Genomic DNA, 17,170 nt, shown 5'->3' with positions numbered 1-17,170 from the left:
AGTTTAGGCAAACACTCACGGAAGTTACATTTGAACCTTTCCATGCAATCTTAAAACTCATGTTTAGATAAAATTAATTTTAAATAAAAAAAGCTTCCAAAAAATGGAAGCTTTTAACTCTGGTGGGCAATGAGGGATTCGAACCCCCGACCCTCTCGGTGTAAGCGAGATGCTCTGAACCAACTGAGCTAATTGCCCTAAGCGGTTGCAAATATATAACTACATTTTGTATTATACAAAGCTTTTTGAAGAAAAATAAATAAAATTTTGTAATTTTTTTTATTCTTTGGTTCGCAAAATAAATGAGTAAAAAAAACTCTGAACCAATTGGTTCAGAGTCAATATTTTATTGAATTTATTTATTTTGATAACTCTGGAACATTGTGGTAAAGATAATCCCCATGTCCATCAAACAATTTATTATATTCTTTAAAAAACTCTTTTCTTTTATTCACATCAGGCCAATATGCTTTAACTAATTTAGCTGTTTCATCAAAAGAACTTTCAATATCGGCTAATTTATCAAATACAAATACTTCAATAGCATCTTGACTATTTGATCCCCAACGATGTCTGTGAGTATAATATCCCTTTAAAAAAGTGTTTTTCATAGTAATATTTTCAAAGTACTCCTTAAAACCCGATCCTCCATTACCCATTGTATTCTTTTTTACATAAAACAATAAAGGGTCTTTAGACTCTGTTTTTACTGGCATAGTATATGGTCCTGATACATAAATTTCATCGCTATGCTTTGAACTATAATAACTGCTTTGCTTTTTAAAAAAAGCTTCTCTCTTTTCTTTATCTGGCCACCCTTCCTCAACCAATTTAGCTGTTACATCATTTGCTTTTTCAATATCTTCCCAATTTTTATAAACAGAAACAAAAATGACTTCTGAATTATCGGCTGTAAAATAATGTGTATAATAACCTGAGCCTATAATTAAATCGTTTTTCATGGTTACCTTTTCAAAGTACTCTATTTCAGTTTTCAGCCAATCTGCTCCATCAACATTTGGATCATCACTCCAATGCCCTGTTGTAATCGTTAAATAAACAGGTTTAAATTCTTCTTTTTTTGCTTCATCTTGTGCAATAATATTAGAAGTAAACATACAAATAAACACAAGTAATCCTATCGATAATTTTTTAACAATTTTCATAAATATAGTTTTTTAGTTAGTAAATGGGTATGAAAAATTTGAACATTAAAATAATTAATCGTTCTGGTGGAGTTAATTATTATTAATTTTTAAAAATTAAGATTCCTGTTCAGGATTTAAATTAGATTAGTTTATGACACTAAATTATGAGGTAAGATTGTAGCATTCTAGGGCGGGTAGCTATTAAGATCTTATTAAAACAATATTAATTATTGAATTGAATGGTGCTAATATAGTAAAAATTATATTAACTCAAAAATCAACTACCTAATTATTAATTAGTTATCTTTAATTATGTATCTTTACACTACCTCAGCCACAACAAAAGTGCTTCCGCCAATAAAAATCAAATCTTTATCCTCAGCTAAGTTTAAAGATTCATTATATGCCTCTTTTACTGAAGAATAAACATTTCCAATTAAATCAAATTCTAAACATTTCTTTTGTAAATCTGTTGCATTTAAACCTCGTGGAATATTTGGCTTACAAAAATAATAAGTTGCATTTTTGGGAAATAATGGAAGAATTGAATTTAAATCTTTATCATTTACAACACCAAAAACAATATGAAGTTTTTTAAAAGATTCTTGTTTCAATTGTTTAAAAACATAGTATAATCCTTCTTTATTATGCCCTGTATCACAAATTACTTTTGGTTGTTCTTTTAGCGTTTGCCATCTTCCTAAAAGCACTGTGTTTTCAACAACTTTTTGCAAACCATTTTTAATGTTTTCTTCAGAAATACTAAACCCTTTTGTTTTTAGAATAGCAATACTTTGAAGAACTGTTTTTATATTATGGATTTGATAATTCCCTTCTAAATCTGAAACATAGCTAGTTTTAATAGTAGATGAGGCTAAAAATAATGGTGATTCATGTTCTTTCGCTACTTTTTCAAAAACTGGATATGTTTCTTCTTGAAATTCTCCAATAACCACTGGAACCTCATTTTTTATAACCCCTGCTTTTTCAAAGGCAATTTCGGAGAGTGTTTCACCTAAAAATTGCATGTGATCAAATCCTATATTAGTAATTACTGATACTTCAGGAGTAATAATATTTGTTGAATCTAACCTTCCTCCCAAACCTACCTCAATAACTGCTATATCAACTTCTTTTTTTGCAAAACAATCAAAAGCTAAACCAACAGTCATTTCAAAAAATGAAAGATTATGTTGTTTTAAAAATGAATTATTTTCTTCTATAAAATCTACAACTTCATCTTTTAAAATTACCTCTCCATTAATTTTAATGCGTTCTCTAAAATCTTTTAAATGTGGTGATGTATACAAACCAACTTTATAACCTGCTTCTTGTAATATGGAAGCTATCATATGACTTGTAGAGCCTTTTCCGTTAGTCCCGGCTACATGAATTGATTTAAACTTTTTTTCAGGATAATTCAAGTGCTTTGAAAAAGCTACACTATTTGTTAAATCTTTTTTAAATGCTGTTTTACCATCTCTTTGAAACATTGGTAATTGTGCAAACATCCAATCAAGGGTCTCTGTATAATTCATTAAAATTTATTGAGATAATGTAAATCTGTATTTTATAGTTCCAACCTGTTTTGAAGGCGCTTTTGCATCTGCGTTCCATTTAGTTTTTAAAGCAGCTTCTTTTGCTTGAGATAATAAACACTGTGCTGTATTTGTTGATCCTTTAACTCCTGCTGTTGCTTTAATAACTCTACCATTTACATCTACTTCAATACTAACTACAACCAATCCTTCCTCATTACAAATATAATCTGGTTTTGGTCTACTCAATGGTTTCCTATTTCCTAAATTATAATCTCCGTTACCGCCACCGCCACCATTTCCATAATATCCATTTGCATTTGGATCACCATTTATATTTCCTTTATCCCCAGGTTTTGAATCATTACCTTCACCTCCTGTTGCAGTACCATCAGAATTATTTATTCCACCAATTAAAGCGTCTAATTTTTTCCTTTTTGCTTCCTCTTCTGCTTTTTGTTTAGCAATAGCAGCTAGTTTTACTTTTTCAATACGTTCCTTTTCTAACTCAGCATTTTTCGTGATTTCATCTGCTTTCTTTTTAGCATCAACCTTTTTCTGAATTGCTATTGCTTCTTCATTATTTTGTGTAGCAACTTCTTCTTCTAAAGTTTCTGAAGTTTTTTGTGAAACTTCAGGTTCTACTGTCTCTTTAACTTCTTCTTGTAATTTTTCTTCTGAAGTTAATTTTAATGGTTCTGTAGGTTGAATATCTCCCATACCAATAGCTGAAGTTCCAAAATTTACAGCAATTCCATATTCTTCTGGTGGATCTAAATAAGTCATTCCAACAAAAAAAATAAGAACTAATAACAAACTCATAATTACACTTGTTAAAGCTGCTGATTTTCTTTTATATGTTGTATCTAAAAAACTAAACATTTTATTTTGGACGAACTGCTAATATTACTTTATACCTATTTCTATTTGCTATATCCATAATTTTTACAGCTTTTTCAATAGGCACGCCTTCTTCAGCTCTTAAAATTATGGTTGGACTTTCCTGTTTTGATAAAATAGTTAACAAATCTTGTTCCAAGTTAGATTCATTTACTTTTTTATCATCAATATAAAAAGTTAAATTTTTAGTAATACTTACTGAAACTGCTTTTCGGTTTTCAGTTTTTCCACTTGCCTTTGGAAGTAAAATATCTAATGCGCTAGTTGTAACTAAAGTTGAAGTTATCATAAAAAATATAAGCAACAAAAAAACAATATCAGTCATAGATGACATATTGAAGTCTGGACTTATTCTATTTCTTCCTCTAATATCCATAATATTTTGTTGAATTGTTTATTTGTTTAAGTAATGTGTTGAATTATTTTAAATGTGATTTAACAATTCAATCCTAAAACAACTAAACATTAATTATATTGGTTCGTTTAATAGATCCAAAAATTCTACAGAATGTGCTTCCATTTCATAAACCACTTTATTGGTTCTAACAACTAAGTGATTGTATTGAATATAAGCAATAATACCTACAATAAGTCCAGCTACCGTTGTTGTCATTGCAGTATACAAACCGTCTGACAACATTTTAATATCTATTTGACCTCCTGCGTTTGCAATTTCGTGAATAGCTACAATCATTCCAATTACAGTTCCTAAAAAACCAAGCATTGGTGCTGCCCCAGCAATAGTTGCTATTACACTTACATTTTTTTCTAGTTTATAAATTTCTAACCGTCCGGCATTTTCTATCGCCGTATTTATATCCGCTAAAGGTTTTCCAATTCTTGAAATTCCTTTTTCAATCAATCTTGAAGCAGGAGAATTGGCTTGTGCACATAAAACTTTTGCTGCATCTAATTTTCCATGAGATACATGATCTCTAATTTGATTCATAAAATTACTATCCGTTTTAGAAGCTGCTTTAATTGCAAAAAAACGTTCAAAATAAATGTACAACGCTACAGTTAATAAAACCACTAACAGTGCAATAATAATTTGTCCGCCTATACCTCCATCCATTATTAACTTATAAATTGAAAGTGTTTTTTCTTCAGAAACCACTTCTTCCAAAATATCTGATGCTCCTTGTTGTACCATTAAAAACATTAATTTTTTATTTTATGATTCTTATTTCTGTTTAACGAAAATACTATGCAAAAATTGTTTACTTTTTAAATATAAAAAACCCGAGAATTTTCTCGGGTTATAATTTTTATCAAATAGATCTTAAAGATTCCTTATAAGCATAAACGCAATGGCCCCTACAGCAAATCCAATTGCTGCTAACCAAGCTATATTTTTAAAATACCAGAAGAAATTAATTTTTTCCATTCCCATAGCTACAACTCCTGCAGCAGAACCAATTATTAACATACTTCCTCCTGTTCCCGCTGAATATGCTACAAAATGCCATAAATGACTATCTATAGGCTCTTGGAACATTCCCATACTTGCTGCCACTAATGGAACATTATCAACTACTGCCGACCCAACTCCTAAAAGCATTACAACAATATCTGTATTTGGAATAATTGTTTTTAAACCTTCAGCTCCTAAAAATAACATTCCCAAGGATTCTAAAGCTGCCACAGCCATTAAAATACCAAAGAAAAATAATACGCTTGGCATTTCAATTCTTGATAACGACTTATGAACTGGGCTATGAAAACCTGTTGAATCATTTGCATCATCTTCTAAAATATTTGAGATGCTAAATTGTGATCTGCTATAAATCTCAGCAAAAATACCTACAAAAGATAAAGACAACATCATACCAACATAAGGTGGTAAATGTGTTATTGTTTTAAATATAGGTACAAATAAAATGGATCCCAACCCTAAATAAAGCATAACAGCCCCATATTTATTTTCAGAAGAATCTTTATCAACAATAACATCTTCAATATTCCCTTTAAAAGGTTTCATAAATGAAGCAATAAATGTTGGTACTGCCATACATAATAAAGATGGTATAATTAAATATTCAATTAATTTTGCAGAGGTAACTTTTTTCCCAATCCAAAGCATTGTAGTAGTAACATCACCAATTGGCGACCAAGCTCCACCAGCATTAGCAGCAATAATTATAATACCCGCAAACCATAAACGTGTATTTTTATCATTTATAATTTTTTGAAGTATTGTAATTAAAACAATAGTAGCCGTTAAGTTATCTATAATAGCCGAAAGTATGAATGCTAAAAACGCAAAAATCCACAATAGTTTTTTCTTGTTTTTGGTTCTAATGTAATTTTTAAAAGTTGCAAAACCATCAAAATAATCTATAATTTCAACAATGGTCATAGCTCCTAATAAGAAAAATAGAATTTCGGCTGTTTTACCTAAGTGATGTAATAGCGTTTCTTCTAATAAATGATGCTTTTCTTCCAAAGAAAAACTTGAAAACCCTTCAATTAATTTATGTGCTCCAGAATTAAACCAATTTGGAAAAGTTTCAATTCCAAAAGCTACCAATGCCCATAAAATGGCCATCATAGCTAAGGCTGGAATTAACTTATCCAATTTTAAATTATGTTCTAAAGCAATTGCTAAATATCCTACTACGAATATTAGAATTATAAGTGTTTCCATTTATTAAATTTTAAATTAATTGTTTTAAAGCTATTTCAAAAGCTGTTTTACATATATTTTGTTTGCTATTACTTTTCTTATATATGTTTTCCAATGCTTTTTTTATTGTGTTTGATGTATCATTAAAAATTGATTCATCTCTCATTGGTAATTTTATTTTAGACTCCATCAAATATGCAAAAACTCTAGCTATTCCACAGTTTGAAATAAAATCAGGCAACAAACTTACCTTTTTATCTGTGAATTCCATAATTGGACCAAAGAAAATTTCTTTATCGGCAAATGGAACATTCGCACCAGGAGAAATTACTTCTAATCCTGCTTCAATCATTTTAGTAACTTGATCTTTAGTTACCAATCTTGATGCTGCTGCTGGAACAAAAATTTCAGCTGGTACAGACCAAATATTGTTATTCATTTCATCAAAAGAAATTAAATTCGCTGCATTTAACTTATTCCCATCTTTTTGTAAAAATAAAGCAGTCATTTCATCCATCGTAAAACCCTCTTCATTTATCAATCCTCCAACACTATCAATAATTCCAACTACTTTAGCTCCTAATTGTGTTAAATAATAAGCTGATGCTGAACCAACATTTCCAAATCCTTGAACAATGGCTCTTTTACCTTTAATAGACCCCCCGTAAATATTGTAGTAATGATTTACAGCTTCAGCAACACCGTAACCGGTAAGCATATCTGCTACAGTATATTTCCTTTCTAAGTCTGGTGAATATTTTTTATCAACAATTACCTTAATAACACCAAATCTAAGTTGGCCAATTCTATTAATTTTTTCAGCCTCAGTTGGTTTAAAATGCCCATTAAAAACCCCTTCTTGCGGGTGCCAAACACCACATTCTTCAGTCATTGGTATCACATCATGTATTTCGTCTACATTTAAATCACCTCCTGTACCATAATAATGTTTTAATAATGGAGTTACTGCTTTGTACCAACGCCTTAAAACTTCATTTTTCCTTGGGTCATTTGGATCAAAATTGATACCTGATTTTGCGCCTCCAATAGCTGGTCCTGAAACTGTAAATTTTACTTCCATAGTTTTAGCTAATGAAAGTACTTCATTCATATCTAAACCTTTACGCATTCTAGTGCCCCCACCTGCAGCACCACCTCTTAATGAATTTATAACTGTCCAACCTTCTGCTTCTGTTTCTTGATCTTGCCAATGAAACACTATTTCTGGTTTTTTGTTTTCGTACTTTTTTAATAATTCTTTCATTCCTATTATTTTATAATTATAAATTAGATTTGATGACTACTTTTAACAAATTTATCGTTTTGTCTTTTAAAAAAATTTCCTCCCAAAGGAGGTTACATTTGTGTCATAATCTTATTATTTATAATTACAAATTAAAAATTTACCAAATATAATAAAATCATATGCTTATTAATAAAGAATTTTGAAGTAATTATTTGTTAAAATAAAACTTTTTATAAACTCAAATTACAAAATTAAACCGTATAGTTATTACAATAATATTTTACATATTTAATAAAAATTAATTGAAAAAAGCGTTATATTTGGGAAAAATTAACCTTTTATTTAAAACTGTTATTAATTATGGATTTTAATTTAACTGAAGAGCAAATAATGATACGTGATGCTGCTCGTGATTTTGCTCAAACGGAACTTTTAGCTGGAGTTATAGAGCGTGATGAAAAACAACAATTCCCTGCTGAACAAGTTAAAAAAATGGGAGAGCTTGGTTTTTTAGGCATGATGGTTGATCCAAAATATGGAGGTAGCGGTTTAGATACTATTTCCTATGTGTTAGCTATGGAAGAAATTTCAAAAATTGATGCTTCTGCTTCAGTTGTAATGTCTGTAAACAACTCTTTAGTTTGTTGGGGACTTGAAACTTATGGTACTGAAGAGCAAAAACAAAAATACTTAGTTCCACTTGCTACAGGTGAAATTATTGGAGCTTTTTGTTTAAGCGAACCAGAAGCTGGTTCTGATGCTACATCTCAACGTACAACAGCCATTGATAAAGGTGACCATTATTTAGTAAATGGGACAAAAAATTGGATTACAAATGGTGGGTCCGCAAGTGTTTATCTTGTAATTGCACAAACTCATGTTGAAAAAGGACATAAAGGAATTAATGCTTTAATTATTGAAAAAGGAACTGAAGGTTTTGTAGTTGGAAACAAAGAAAATAAATTAGGAATTCGTGGTTCTGACACGCATTCTTTAATGTTTACGGATGTTAAAGTTCCTAAAGAAAATAGAATTGGTGAAGATGGTTTTGGCTTTACATTTGCTATGAAAACATTGGCTGGTGGTAGAATTGGAATTGCTTCTCAAGCCCTAGGAATTGCTTCTGGTGCTTATGAACTAGCTTTAAAATATTCTAAAGAACGAAAAGCTTTTGGAAAAGAAATAAGCCAACATCAAGCAATTGCATTTAAATTAGCAGATATGGCAACTCAAATTGAAGCTGCTCGTCATTTATGCATAAAAGCGGCTTGGGATAAAGACGAACATAAAAATTATGATTTAAGTGGTGCAATGGCAAAATTATATGCTGCTGATATGGCAATGGCTGTAACGGTTGAAGCTGTTCAAATTCACGGTGGATATGGATTTGTGAAAGAATATCATGTAGAACGTTTAATGCGTGATGCAAAAATTACGCAAATTTATGAAGGTACTTCTGAAATTCAAAAAATTGTAATTTCAAGAACTATTTTGAAAGATTAAAAACAATTGGGCGTGTCGGTAATAAAAAATTACCGTCGCGTCTTTCGTTAAATCTTTTTGGTAATTATCTCTTCGCTCCAATCTCCAAAAAGGATATCACTTCAACCGCTCACGCATTATACTTTTTTAATAACATAGATTACTATACCCCAAACAATTAAATCATTTCCTTCAGTTACTTTAATAGGTTTGTAATTTTTATTTTCTGGCATTAAATACACACAATCTTTTTCAACTTTCAATCTTTTTATGGTGAATTCACCGTCAATCATACAAACGGCAATTTTACCGTTTCTAGTTTCTATGCTTCTGTCTATAACTAATAAATCACCATCTTCAATATTGGCGTCAATCATAGAGTTCCCCCTCACACGTGCATAAAAAGTAGCTTCTTCATTTTTTACTAATTCTTTATCTAAGCTTATACGTACTTCTTTAAAATCTTCCGCAGGTGAGGGAAAACCTGCAGAAATATCCTCATTCACAATAGGTCTTTCTTTTAATTCTGTTTTTTCAGGACTGTATATTGTTAGGTTATTTGTGTCTATAATTTTTTTTAATCGCATTTTATTTCAATTATATCATTAATTGCGGTTGTGTATCTTGGTGATAAATGTTCTTGCTTCATTTTCCAAGTTTTATCTAAATCTTGATTGGCTATTTTAATTTTTGGAGCATTGTATTTTAAATTTAGAGTATCCATTACATGCATCAAAGTTTTGTGTTTTGGATTTTCATCTTCAAATATGGAAAATTGATGATGCTTTTCAGATTTTATTCCCATTACAATAACACCTGCCTTTTTATAATTATACCCTTTTTTATAAAGTTGATTTATTCCTTTAATGGCATAATTACAAATGGTGATGCTTGAATTTGTTACATATGGCAAATGAATTACAACGCCTACATTTCGTTTCACATTTGAATAGCTACTTGTTTTCAAAAAAACGTATAAATAACTACATTCTGAATGCTGTTTCCGAAGTTTCTCTGCACAAGAATTGGCAAATGTAGCAATACGTTCTTTAATAGGTTCATATTCTTTTAATGCATTTTCAAAAGTTCTTGTAGTTGCAATATTTTGTTTGTCTTTTACTTCTTCAAAACCAATAGTAGAAATCCCTGATAAATCATTTTTTAAACGTAAACCAACTACTGAAAAATTTTTACGAACAAACTCATCAGGTAAAACAGTAAAATCATAAGCGGTATGTATATTCCTATATTTCAACTGTTTTGAAATACTTCTGCCAATTCCCCAAACATTTTCAACCTTCGTCCATTTTAATGCTTTAATACATTTTTCATCAGTTGAAATAACATACACACCTTTTGTTTTGCCAGTATATTGTTTTGCAATTTTATTAGCAACTTTTGATAATGATTTTGTTGGTGCTACTCCAATGCTCACAGGTATTCCAACCTGCTTTTCAATCGTATTTTTTATTTTTAAAACATACGCTTCTAGTTCTTCTTTCTTAATTCCATCTAATTTAAAAAAAGCTTCATCTATTGAATACACCTCCATTTCTAAAACATATTTTGATAAAATAGCCATAACCCGAGTACTTAAATCTCCGTACAATGAGTAATTAGATGAAAAAACATGAATTTTATTTTCTTTAAAAACATGTTCGTATTTAAATGCTTCAGCTCCCATTGGTATAAATGGTTTTGCTTCTTCACTTCGCGCAATTACACAACCATCATTATTAGATAAAACAACAATAGGTTTTCCCAATAAATTAGGCTTAAATACACGCTCGCAAGAAGCATAAAAACTATTACAATCTAAAATGGCATACATACTTTTAAATTTCCTCTAAATTAATAAAGAATATTCGTTCTAAAAATAAATATCTAAAATAATAAATGAATGAATATTTATTCATACATTTGTCGACTCAAAAAAAATAGAATGGCACGTAAAATAGATGTAGATAAAATAGTTAGAATAAAAGAGGCCACCATGAAAACAATTGTTGAAAATGGTATTGAAGCTACAACAATTGCAATGATAGCAAAAAATGCCGAAGTTAGTGGAGGATATTTGTATAGAACATATAAAGGAAAGCAAGATTTGATTAATGAATTATATTACGATAAAGTAAACTCATTATACAAAGAGTTGGATTTTTTATTGGCCCTAAATCAAACAAGTGTTCGACCATTAATTGAATCGTTTATTCAAAACAGGGTCATTTACTTTTTAAATGAACCAATTGCTTCAAAATTCTTTTATCAACTACTTCATAATGAGAATTTTTTGGCCTCAGATGAAATTAAATTTAAGAGTGCAGAATTAATGGAACGAATTAAAAATATTGGAGTTAATTCTGGTGAAATTTCACCTAGCACAACCATATATCAATTACATTATCACATCTTAATTTATTCAGTAGATTATATAAACTTTACCCGAAAAAACATATTTGGAGAACAAGAAGTTACAATAAATGACGTAAAAAGTTTAACAGATAATATTTTAAAAATTTTAAAATAAATGAAAGCAATTATAAATTTAAAATTAATGAAATTGAGCAGAATAGAACTAAAATTACTATTGCTTTTAGGACTTGTTGCAACGTTTACAAATGCTCAAGAACTAACTTTAAAACAAGCATATCATGAAATGTTATCCAAAAATGGTGAAGCTAAAGCATCAAGCTTTGAAGTGAAGGCTATGGAAGAAGAGCATAAAGCAACAAAGGGTTTGCGATTGCCGAAAGTTGGTATTTCAGGTACTTATTTACATTTAGATGAAGATATTGCTGTAGATTTAAACAACCAAAGAAATATGATTGGAGGTTTATTAAGTATTCCAAATCCTGCAGCAGTTCTAGGTGATTGGAATTTGACATTACAAGAAAAAAACTTAGGGTTTGCCACTGCAGATGTATCTATGCCAATTTTTGCTGGAGGAAAAATTAATGCCGCAAATAAAGCTTCTGAAATTAAGTTAGATTTATCAGAAATACATCATAAAATTAAAGAAGATGAGTTAACTATAAATTTAATTAATTACTTTTTTAAGTTAAAATTAGCAAAAGAAGCTGTTCAATTACGACAAGATGTATACGATGTAATTTTATTACATAACACCCAAGCAACAAAGTTTTTTGAAAATGGTTTAATTCCAGAAGTAGAAACATTAAACGCAAAAGTAGCATTGTCAAATGCTAATAGAGAGTTACTTGCCGCAAAAAAAGATGTGTCTTTAGCAACTACAGCTGTTCAAAATTTAATTGGTATAACTGCTATTGAAGGTTTTTCAAGCAAATTTAATAAGCCAACAATTATAAAACCATTGAAAGAATTTCAAGATGAAATGATTATTGAAAATAAACAATTAAAAACTATTGAAAAAAATCATGAGCTAGCAGAAGTTGGTGTAAAGGTAGAAAATAGTGATTATTTCCCTAAAGTGGGTGTTTTTGGAAAATATGTACTTTGGAAAGATAATTTACCTTTAGTAGATACAAAATGGTTTGTTGGAGTAGGTGTTGAGTGGGAATTGTTTAATGGTTTTCAAAGAGAGCATAAGATAAAAGCTTCAAAATATAAAATTGCTCAGGTTGAAGAAATAGACAAACAAGCAAGACTAAATTTAACTACATATACAGAAAAATTGTACAATACAATGGAAAAAGAATTGGAACAATACGAAAGTTTAAATGCCGATGAAATATTTGCCGAAAAATTAAAATTTATGCGTACACGTGCTTTTGAAGAAGGTACAGGAACATCTTTAGAAGTAGTAGACGCAACTTTAAAATTATCTGAAATACAATTACATAAAATAAAAGCCTTGTACGAATATACTATAACTTATGGAGAGTTAATGGTACTTACAGGAAAAACAGCAACTTTCTTAAATCAAAATTAAATTAAAAATGAGAAATCCAAAATTTATAAAATCATTAATTAGCATTGTTATTATTGCAATTTTAGTGTTATCAGGAATATGGTTTATATCAAAACCAAAAGCATTGGTATTACAAGGTAGAATTGAAGCTAAAGAAATTTATTTATCTGCTAAAATACCAACTCGTATTAATTCTTTTGAAGTTAATGAAGGAGAAAGTGTTAAAAAAGGACAATTATTAGCAACACTCTCAAGTCCTGAAATTATGGCAAAAGAGCAACAAGCACTGGCCTTAAGAGATGCTGCAAATGCTCAAAAAAATAAAGCAACCAATGGTGCAAGAGTAGAGGAAATTAGAGGAGCAAAAAGTGTGTATGAAAAAGCAACTGCTGCTGCTAATGTTATGAAAAAAACCTTTGCTCGTATGGAAAATTTATTTAAAGATGGTGTAATTTCTGAACAACAACGCGATGAAATTTTTGCTAAAAGAGAAGTAGCAATTAAAGATCAAGAAGCTGCTTTAAGTATGTACCAAATGGCATTAAAGGGTGCAAGAAATGAAGATATTGCAGCTGCAACGGCCTTGGTAAAACAAGCTGATGGTGCTTTAAATGAGTTAGAAGGTTACAAAAATGAGCGTAATATTATTTCACCAATTGATGCAGAAGTACTTAATTTTTTACCTGAAGAAGGTGAATTAATTGGAGCCGGTTATCCTGTAGTTCATTTGGTAGATTTAGCAAATAGTTATGCAATTATAAATATTAAGGAAACAAGCCTTTCTAACTTTAAAAAAGAAGGAGTTTTTGAAGCAAACATTCCTGCATTAAATAATAAAAAAATAAAATTTAAAATATATTATGTAGCAGCCTTAGGTGATTATGCAACTTGGAACGCAACAAAAGCAACGGGAGATTTTGATGTTAGAACTTTTGAAATTAAAGCCGCGCCAGTTTCTAAAGAAGTTGATTTAAGACCAGGAATGAGTATTTTAATTGATTATTCTCAATTTAATGAGTAAAATGAAACCATCTTTACGAATTGCAAAACGAGAAATAGCGCTGTTATTTAATAGCAAGTCTACTTTTATTTTTGCAATTGTACTCCCATTTGTTTCAATATTGTTTTTTAACACACTTTTAAGTGAAGGTGTGGCCCGCAATTTACCAGTTGCAGTTGTAGATTTAGATCATTCTGCAATTTCAAGAAATGTAATTGCTCAGTTAGATGCTGCACCAGAAATTGAAGTTGGTTATTTTCCTTTAAATCAGCAAAAAGGAGAGGAATTAGTTAGGTTGGGTAAAGTGTATGGTGTAATTACTATTCCACAAAATTTTGAAGCCGATTTAAAAAGTGGTAAACAAGTGAGTATTATAAATCAATACAATAGCAATTTATTGTTACCAGGTGGATTAGAGTATAAAGCATTTAGAAAGGTAATTGGGACTATCTCAGCTGGTGTCAATATTGAAAAACAACGTAAACAAGGAACCTCAATGCAACAAGCTATGGTTAATTATCGGCCAATTGTTTCTAATAACCACGTACTATCTAATCCATATACAAATTATTCGTACTATTTAAATACTGGATTTTTAGCAATGTTTTTTCAAATATTTGTAATGTTAACAACCATTTATTGTTTTGGAGCAGATTTAAAATACAGTAAAGGAAATAAATTGTTAAATATTACTGAAGGAAATCTATCGGCAATAATTTTAGGTAAAGTATTACCATATACTGTTTGGTTTTTATTAGTAGGAATTATTATGCTTTTTAGTATGTACGTATGGCAAGATTTTCCATTTTTCGGAAGTAAATTAGCAGTATTATTTGGTTTACTTTTATTAATTGTGGCAAATCAATCATACGCATTATTTTTTATTTCTGTAAGTAATAGTTTTAGAGAAGCACTAACAATTGGCTCAGGTTTTGCGGCTGTTAGCTTATCATTTTCAGGAATAACATTCCCAATTTTCGGAATGCCAAAAGTATTGCAATGGCTAAGTCAAATTTTTCCATTCACACATTTTTTTGAATTATTATTAGATCAATCTCAACGTGGATTTCCAGTATTTTATTCGTTAAAAGCGATCATTATCTTAGTGGTTCTATGTATTGTACCAATTTCATTAGGTTGCTCTAAATTAAAAAGATTGTTTTCAAAAGGAGTGTTTAATCATAGTATTTAATAATGAAAAAATTATTTAAATTATATTACAAAGCAAAAATCTCTTTTTGGAATACATTTTCAACGGAATGGAAGTCTATTAAATCGGATAAAGCTGTTATTAGCACATTTCTTTCAGTAGCAATTATTATTTTAGTTGTTTATACATATATATATTCAAATCAGGTAGTTAAAGAAATCCCAGTAGCAATTGTAAATCAGGATGCTACAAAAATGAGTAGAGATTATATTGCAATGTTAGACGCTACAGAAGGCACTAAAGCAATTTCAATATATACAGATTTGCAAGAAGCTAAAAGAGCTTATTATTCAAAAAAAGTAGAGGGAATTGTTATTATTCCAAAGAATTTTGAAAAAAATATTAGAAGCGGTAAACAAACCACTATTACTACTTTTTCAGATGCATCTAATATGGTTTTTTATAAAAGAGTTTTAGGTGATATAGCTACTATTAATGGCTATTTTAGCGCAGGTATTTTTATTAAAAAAGAAATGGCCAAAGGAGTTTCTGTATCCAAAGCACAACAGAATTATACACCAATACAAGCAATTTCAACAAGTTTATTTAACACTTCATCTGGTTACGCAACTTATATGATACCAATGTTAACAGCCTTAATTGTACAATTAGTATTGTTAATGGGAATTGGAATTTTAAGTGGCTCGCGAAGAGAAGCCGTTACTACCCATACAAATTTTCCAAGGTTATTACATAAAGGAGGAACAATACCTATTTTGTTGGCAAAGGCATGTTTGTATACAGCTATATTTATGGTAATTATTCCTATTCAAGTTGGAATAGTTTACACATTATTTTCAATTCCTGTTAGATCTTCTTTATTTTTAATTTACGTATTTATAATCCCTTATGTATTTTCGGTGGTGTTTTTAGGAATTACAATTAGTTCATTATTTAAAAGAAGAGAAGATTCTATCGTTTTTCTAGTATTGCTTTCAATTCCTTCCTTAATGCTAAGTGGTTTGTCATTTCCTATTGAAGGATTTTCAGAATTTTACCAATTAATTTCAAAGATAATTCCGTCTTCAGCTGGAATTAATGGTTTTGTAAGATTAACACAAATGGAAGCTTCGTTTTTAGAAGTAATTAATGAATGGAATCATTTATGGTTACTAACTGCTATATATTTTATTTTTGCAGCTATTGCATTAAAAAGAAGAGCATATAAAGAATTTCAATTATTAAACAATTTGGCCGGCAAAAAAGAAAAATCTAAAAATATTGGTTAATATTATCTATTTATAACTAATCATATTATGCTCTATACAAATCTTCTTTCCAATTTTTTATTAAAACTTTAATTTCCTTTTCTGAAAGGTTTTCTTTTTCAGTTTTATCAACTAAAGCTGGAAACTCTTCATCTGATGCAAATCTTAAACCAACAATTTGTCTAGTTGTTACAAAATTACTTAATGCTTTTCCTGTTAATATAAAATATCTTAATTTTTCTTCAGCTCTAATTGCTCTATCTTGAGCTTTTAATGCAAAAGACCTAACAAAATAAAACATTAATAATAAAATAAAAGAAATCAATACTAATAATGAAGCTGAATATAAATTATCATCCGATGACTTTAAATAACCCCTCATTGAACCCACAATAAGTATAAGAATTGCTGAAAATGTAACAAGATGATAGCCTACCACCCATTTTCCATGATTTTTTAAATTTTGTTTTTGCATAAAATTATTTTTTTTAGATTGATACATTTCAAACCTATACATTTCAAACCTATACATTTCAAAGAAATGTTTCTTTAGTAATGGCTGATAAATCCAGTGTATAAATTTAACCTTTAAAGTACCATATCTCAGTCCTTTTTCGTTAGTTCACAAATTTTTATGTTGAGCCAAATATTAATTGAAAAATATCCCGATATAGAAGATACAAACTATGTCCAAAATATTTCTTGGATATTTATCCAAACAAAAAATAAACCATCTACTATGATACGATTAATAAAATGGGATAAAAAAGTAAGAAAAGTACAATTGGCAGTACTATTTGCGCTTATAGGCTTAACTTCTCTGTTCGATATGGGAAGAGGTGGGCCTGTTGCAATTGCTATCCTATGTGTTGACACAGTGAAAAAACGATATCTTATAAAATAATAAAAGCCAATGAGTTATT

Annotated in this window: 17 protein-coding genes and 1 tRNA gene; 7 read left to right on the top strand and 11 right to left on the bottom strand. The window is 29.6% G+C overall.

Translation table 11 applies throughout. From position 1 onward, the window contains the following. Positions 1–120: 120 nt before the first annotated feature. From ABY863_RS09085 to ABY863_RS09050, 8 genes are all read right to left on the bottom strand, one after another. A tRNA-Val gene (locus ABY863_RS09085) sits at positions 121–198 on the bottom strand. Positions 199–359: 161 nt separating this feature from the next. Continuing rightward, entirely contained in the window at positions 360–1,166 is an 807-nt protein-coding gene (locus tag ABY863_RS09080) for a hypothetical protein (protein WP_372794032.1), read from the bottom strand. Between the two features lie 302 nt (positions 1,167–1,468). Further along, entirely contained in the window at positions 1,469–2,686 is a 1,218-nt protein-coding gene (locus ABY863_RS09075; RefSeq protein ID WP_372794030.1) for a folylpolyglutamate synthase/dihydrofolate synthase family protein, read from the bottom strand. Between the two features lie 6 nt (positions 2,687–2,692). Continuing rightward, positions 2,693–3,568: a cell envelope integrity protein TolA gene (locus ABY863_RS09070; RefSeq protein ID WP_372794028.1), complete on the bottom strand. Its 876-nt coding sequence runs from the start codon at positions 3,566–3,568 to the stop codon at positions 2,693–2,695. A gap of 1 nt (position 3,569) precedes the next feature. After that, a complete protein-coding gene (locus ABY863_RS09065) occupies positions 3,570–3,962 on the bottom strand; it encodes an ExbD/TolR family protein (RefSeq protein WP_372794026.1) in 393 nt (130 codons plus the stop codon). Positions 3,963–4,055: 93 nt separating this feature from the next. Then, positions 4,056–4,739, bottom strand: coding sequence for a MotA/TolQ/ExbB proton channel family protein (locus ABY863_RS09060; protein ID WP_372794024.1), 684 nt, complete (start codon positions 4,737–4,739; stop codon positions 4,056–4,058). 129 nt (positions 4,740–4,868) lie between these two features. Continuing rightward, the gene (gene nhaD, locus ABY863_RS09055) at positions 4,869–6,233 is read right to left on the bottom strand and encodes a sodium:proton antiporter NhaD (RefSeq protein ID WP_372794022.1); all 1,365 of its coding nucleotides are present in this window, start codon (positions 6,231–6,233) and stop codon (positions 4,869–4,871) included. A gap of 10 nt (positions 6,234–6,243) precedes the next feature. Further along, positions 6,244–7,476: a Glu/Leu/Phe/Val dehydrogenase dimerization domain-containing protein gene (locus tag ABY863_RS09050; protein WP_372794020.1), complete on the bottom strand. Its 1,233-nt coding sequence runs from the start codon at positions 7,474–7,476 to the stop codon at positions 6,244–6,246. A gap of 342 nt (positions 7,477–7,818) precedes the next feature. Between ABY863_RS09050 and ABY863_RS09045 the strand changes: the two genes are divergently transcribed. Further along, positions 7,819–8,961: an acyl-CoA dehydrogenase gene (locus ABY863_RS09045; RefSeq protein ID WP_372794018.1), complete on the top strand. Its 1,143-nt coding sequence runs from the start codon at positions 7,819–7,821 to the stop codon at positions 8,959–8,961. A gap of 116 nt (positions 8,962–9,077) precedes the next feature. On the opposite strand, the gene ABY863_RS09040 is transcribed toward ABY863_RS09045, so the two are convergent. After that, a complete protein-coding gene (locus ABY863_RS09040; RefSeq protein ID WP_372794016.1) occupies positions 9,078–9,527 on the bottom strand; it encodes a LexA family protein in 450 nt (149 codons plus the stop codon). Then, complete coding sequence (locus tag ABY863_RS09035; protein WP_372794014.1) at positions 9,518–10,771, bottom strand: Y-family DNA polymerase; 1,254 nt, start codon at positions 10,769–10,771, stop codon at positions 9,518–9,520. Before ABY863_RS09035 ends, ABY863_RS09040 begins: the two co-directional genes overlap by 10 nt. A gap of 111 nt (positions 10,772–10,882) precedes the next feature. On the opposite strand from ABY863_RS09035, the gene ABY863_RS09030 reads away from it, so the two are divergent. Genes ABY863_RS09030 through ABY863_RS09010 form a run of 5 tightly spaced genes read left to right on the top strand, consistent with a single transcriptional unit; the run spans position 10,883 to position 16,268 of the window. Then, entirely contained in the window at positions 10,883–11,467 is a 585-nt protein-coding gene (locus ABY863_RS09030) for a TetR/AcrR family transcriptional regulator (RefSeq protein ID WP_372794012.1), read from the top strand. Next, positions 11,468–12,850, top strand: a complete 1,383-nt coding sequence (locus tag ABY863_RS09025; RefSeq protein ID WP_372794010.1) for a TolC family protein — start codon at positions 11,468–11,470, stop codon at positions 12,848–12,850. A gap of 7 nt (positions 12,851–12,857) precedes the next feature. Beyond that, positions 12,858–13,850 carry an HlyD family secretion protein gene (locus ABY863_RS09020; protein ID WP_372794008.1) on the top strand — a complete coding sequence of 331 codons (993 nt, stop codon included), beginning with the start codon at positions 12,858–12,860 and terminating at the stop codon, positions 13,848–13,850. Next, positions 13,843–15,021 (top strand): ABC transporter permease, encoded by a 1,179-nt coding sequence (locus ABY863_RS09015; protein WP_372794006.1) that lies wholly within the window; start codon positions 13,843–13,845, stop codon positions 15,019–15,021. The genes ABY863_RS09020 and ABY863_RS09015 overlap by 8 nt, the downstream gene beginning before the upstream one ends. A 2-nt stretch (positions 15,022–15,023) precedes the next feature. Further along, positions 15,024–16,268 carry an ABC transporter permease gene (locus ABY863_RS09010; protein WP_372794004.1) on the top strand — a complete coding sequence of 415 codons (1,245 nt, stop codon included), beginning with the start codon at positions 15,024–15,026 and terminating at the stop codon, positions 16,266–16,268. A 25-nt stretch (positions 16,269–16,293) separates the two neighbouring features. On the opposite strand, the gene ABY863_RS09005 is transcribed toward ABY863_RS09010, so the two are convergent. Further along, entirely contained in the window at positions 16,294–16,722 is a 429-nt protein-coding gene (locus ABY863_RS09005) for a DUF6526 family protein (RefSeq protein WP_372794002.1), read from the bottom strand. A 264-nt stretch (positions 16,723–16,986) separates the two neighbouring features. Here ABY863_RS09005 and ABY863_RS09000 point away from each other — a divergent pair, with 264 nt between their 5' ends. Then, complete coding sequence (locus ABY863_RS09000) at positions 16,987–17,151, top strand: hypothetical protein (RefSeq protein ID WP_372794000.1); 165 nt, start codon at positions 16,987–16,989, stop codon at positions 17,149–17,151. The last annotated feature ends 19 nt before the right edge of the window (positions 17,152–17,170 follow it).

The sequence above is a fragment of the Lutibacter sp. genome (assembly GCF_041562875.1).
GTDB lineage: Bacteria > Bacteroidota > Bacteroidia > Flavobacteriales > Flavobacteriaceae > Lutibacter.
Note: the sequence above shows the minus strand (reverse complement) of the source record. Positions and strands in the feature narration are given on the sequence as shown.

Coding starts and splice junctions, on each gene's coding strand:
- ABY863_RS09035 (WP_372794014.1), bottom strand. CDS start 10,771: ATGTATGCCATTTTAGATTGTAATAGTTTTTATGCTTCTTGCGAGCGT.
- ABY863_RS09020 (WP_372794008.1), top strand. CDS start 12,858: ATGAGAAATCCAAAATTTATAAAATCATTAATTAGCATTGTTATTATT.
- ABY863_RS09010 (WP_372794004.1), top strand. CDS start 15,024: ATGAAAAAATTATTTAAATTATATTACAAAGCAAAAATCTCTTTTTGG.
- nhaD (WP_372794022.1), bottom strand. CDS start 6,233: ATGGAAACACTTATAATTCTAATATTCGTAGTAGGATATTTAGCAATT.
- ABY863_RS09000 (WP_372794000.1), top strand. CDS start 16,987: ATGATACGATTAATAAAATGGGATAAAAAAGTAAGAAAAGTACAATTG.
- ABY863_RS09080 (WP_372794032.1), bottom strand. CDS start 1,166: ATGAAAATTGTTAAAAAATTATCGATAGGATTACTTGTGTTTATTTGT.
- ABY863_RS09070 (WP_372794028.1), bottom strand. CDS start 3,568: ATGTTTAGTTTTTTAGATACAACATATAAAAGAAAATCAGCAGCTTTA.
- ABY863_RS09045 (WP_372794018.1), top strand. CDS start 7,819: ATGGATTTTAATTTAACTGAAGAGCAAATAATGATACGTGATGCTGCT.
- ABY863_RS09015 (WP_372794006.1), top strand. CDS start 13,843: ATGAGTAAAATGAAACCATCTTTACGAATTGCAAAACGAGAAATAGCG.
- ABY863_RS09050 (WP_372794020.1), bottom strand. CDS start 7,476: ATGAAAGAATTATTAAAAAAGTACGAAAACAAAAAACCAGAAATAGTG.
- ABY863_RS09060 (WP_372794024.1), bottom strand. CDS start 4,739: ATGGTACAACAAGGAGCATCAGATATTTTGGAAGAAGTGGTTTCTGAA.
- ABY863_RS09025 (WP_372794010.1), top strand. CDS start 11,468: ATGAAAGCAATTATAAATTTAAAATTAATGAAATTGAGCAGAATAGAA.
- ABY863_RS09030 (WP_372794012.1), top strand. CDS start 10,883: ATGGCACGTAAAATAGATGTAGATAAAATAGTTAGAATAAAAGAGGCC.
- ABY863_RS09005 (WP_372794002.1), bottom strand. CDS start 16,722: ATGCAAAAACAAAATTTAAAAAATCATGGAAAATGGGTGGTAGGCTAT.
- ABY863_RS09040 (WP_372794016.1), bottom strand. CDS start 9,527: ATGCGATTAAAAAAAATTATAGACACAAATAACCTAACAATATACAGT.
- ABY863_RS09075 (WP_372794030.1), bottom strand. CDS start 2,686: ATGAATTATACAGAGACCCTTGATTGGATGTTTGCACAATTACCAATG.
- ABY863_RS09065 (WP_372794026.1), bottom strand. CDS start 3,962: ATGGATATTAGAGGAAGAAATAGAATAAGTCCAGACTTCAATATGTCA.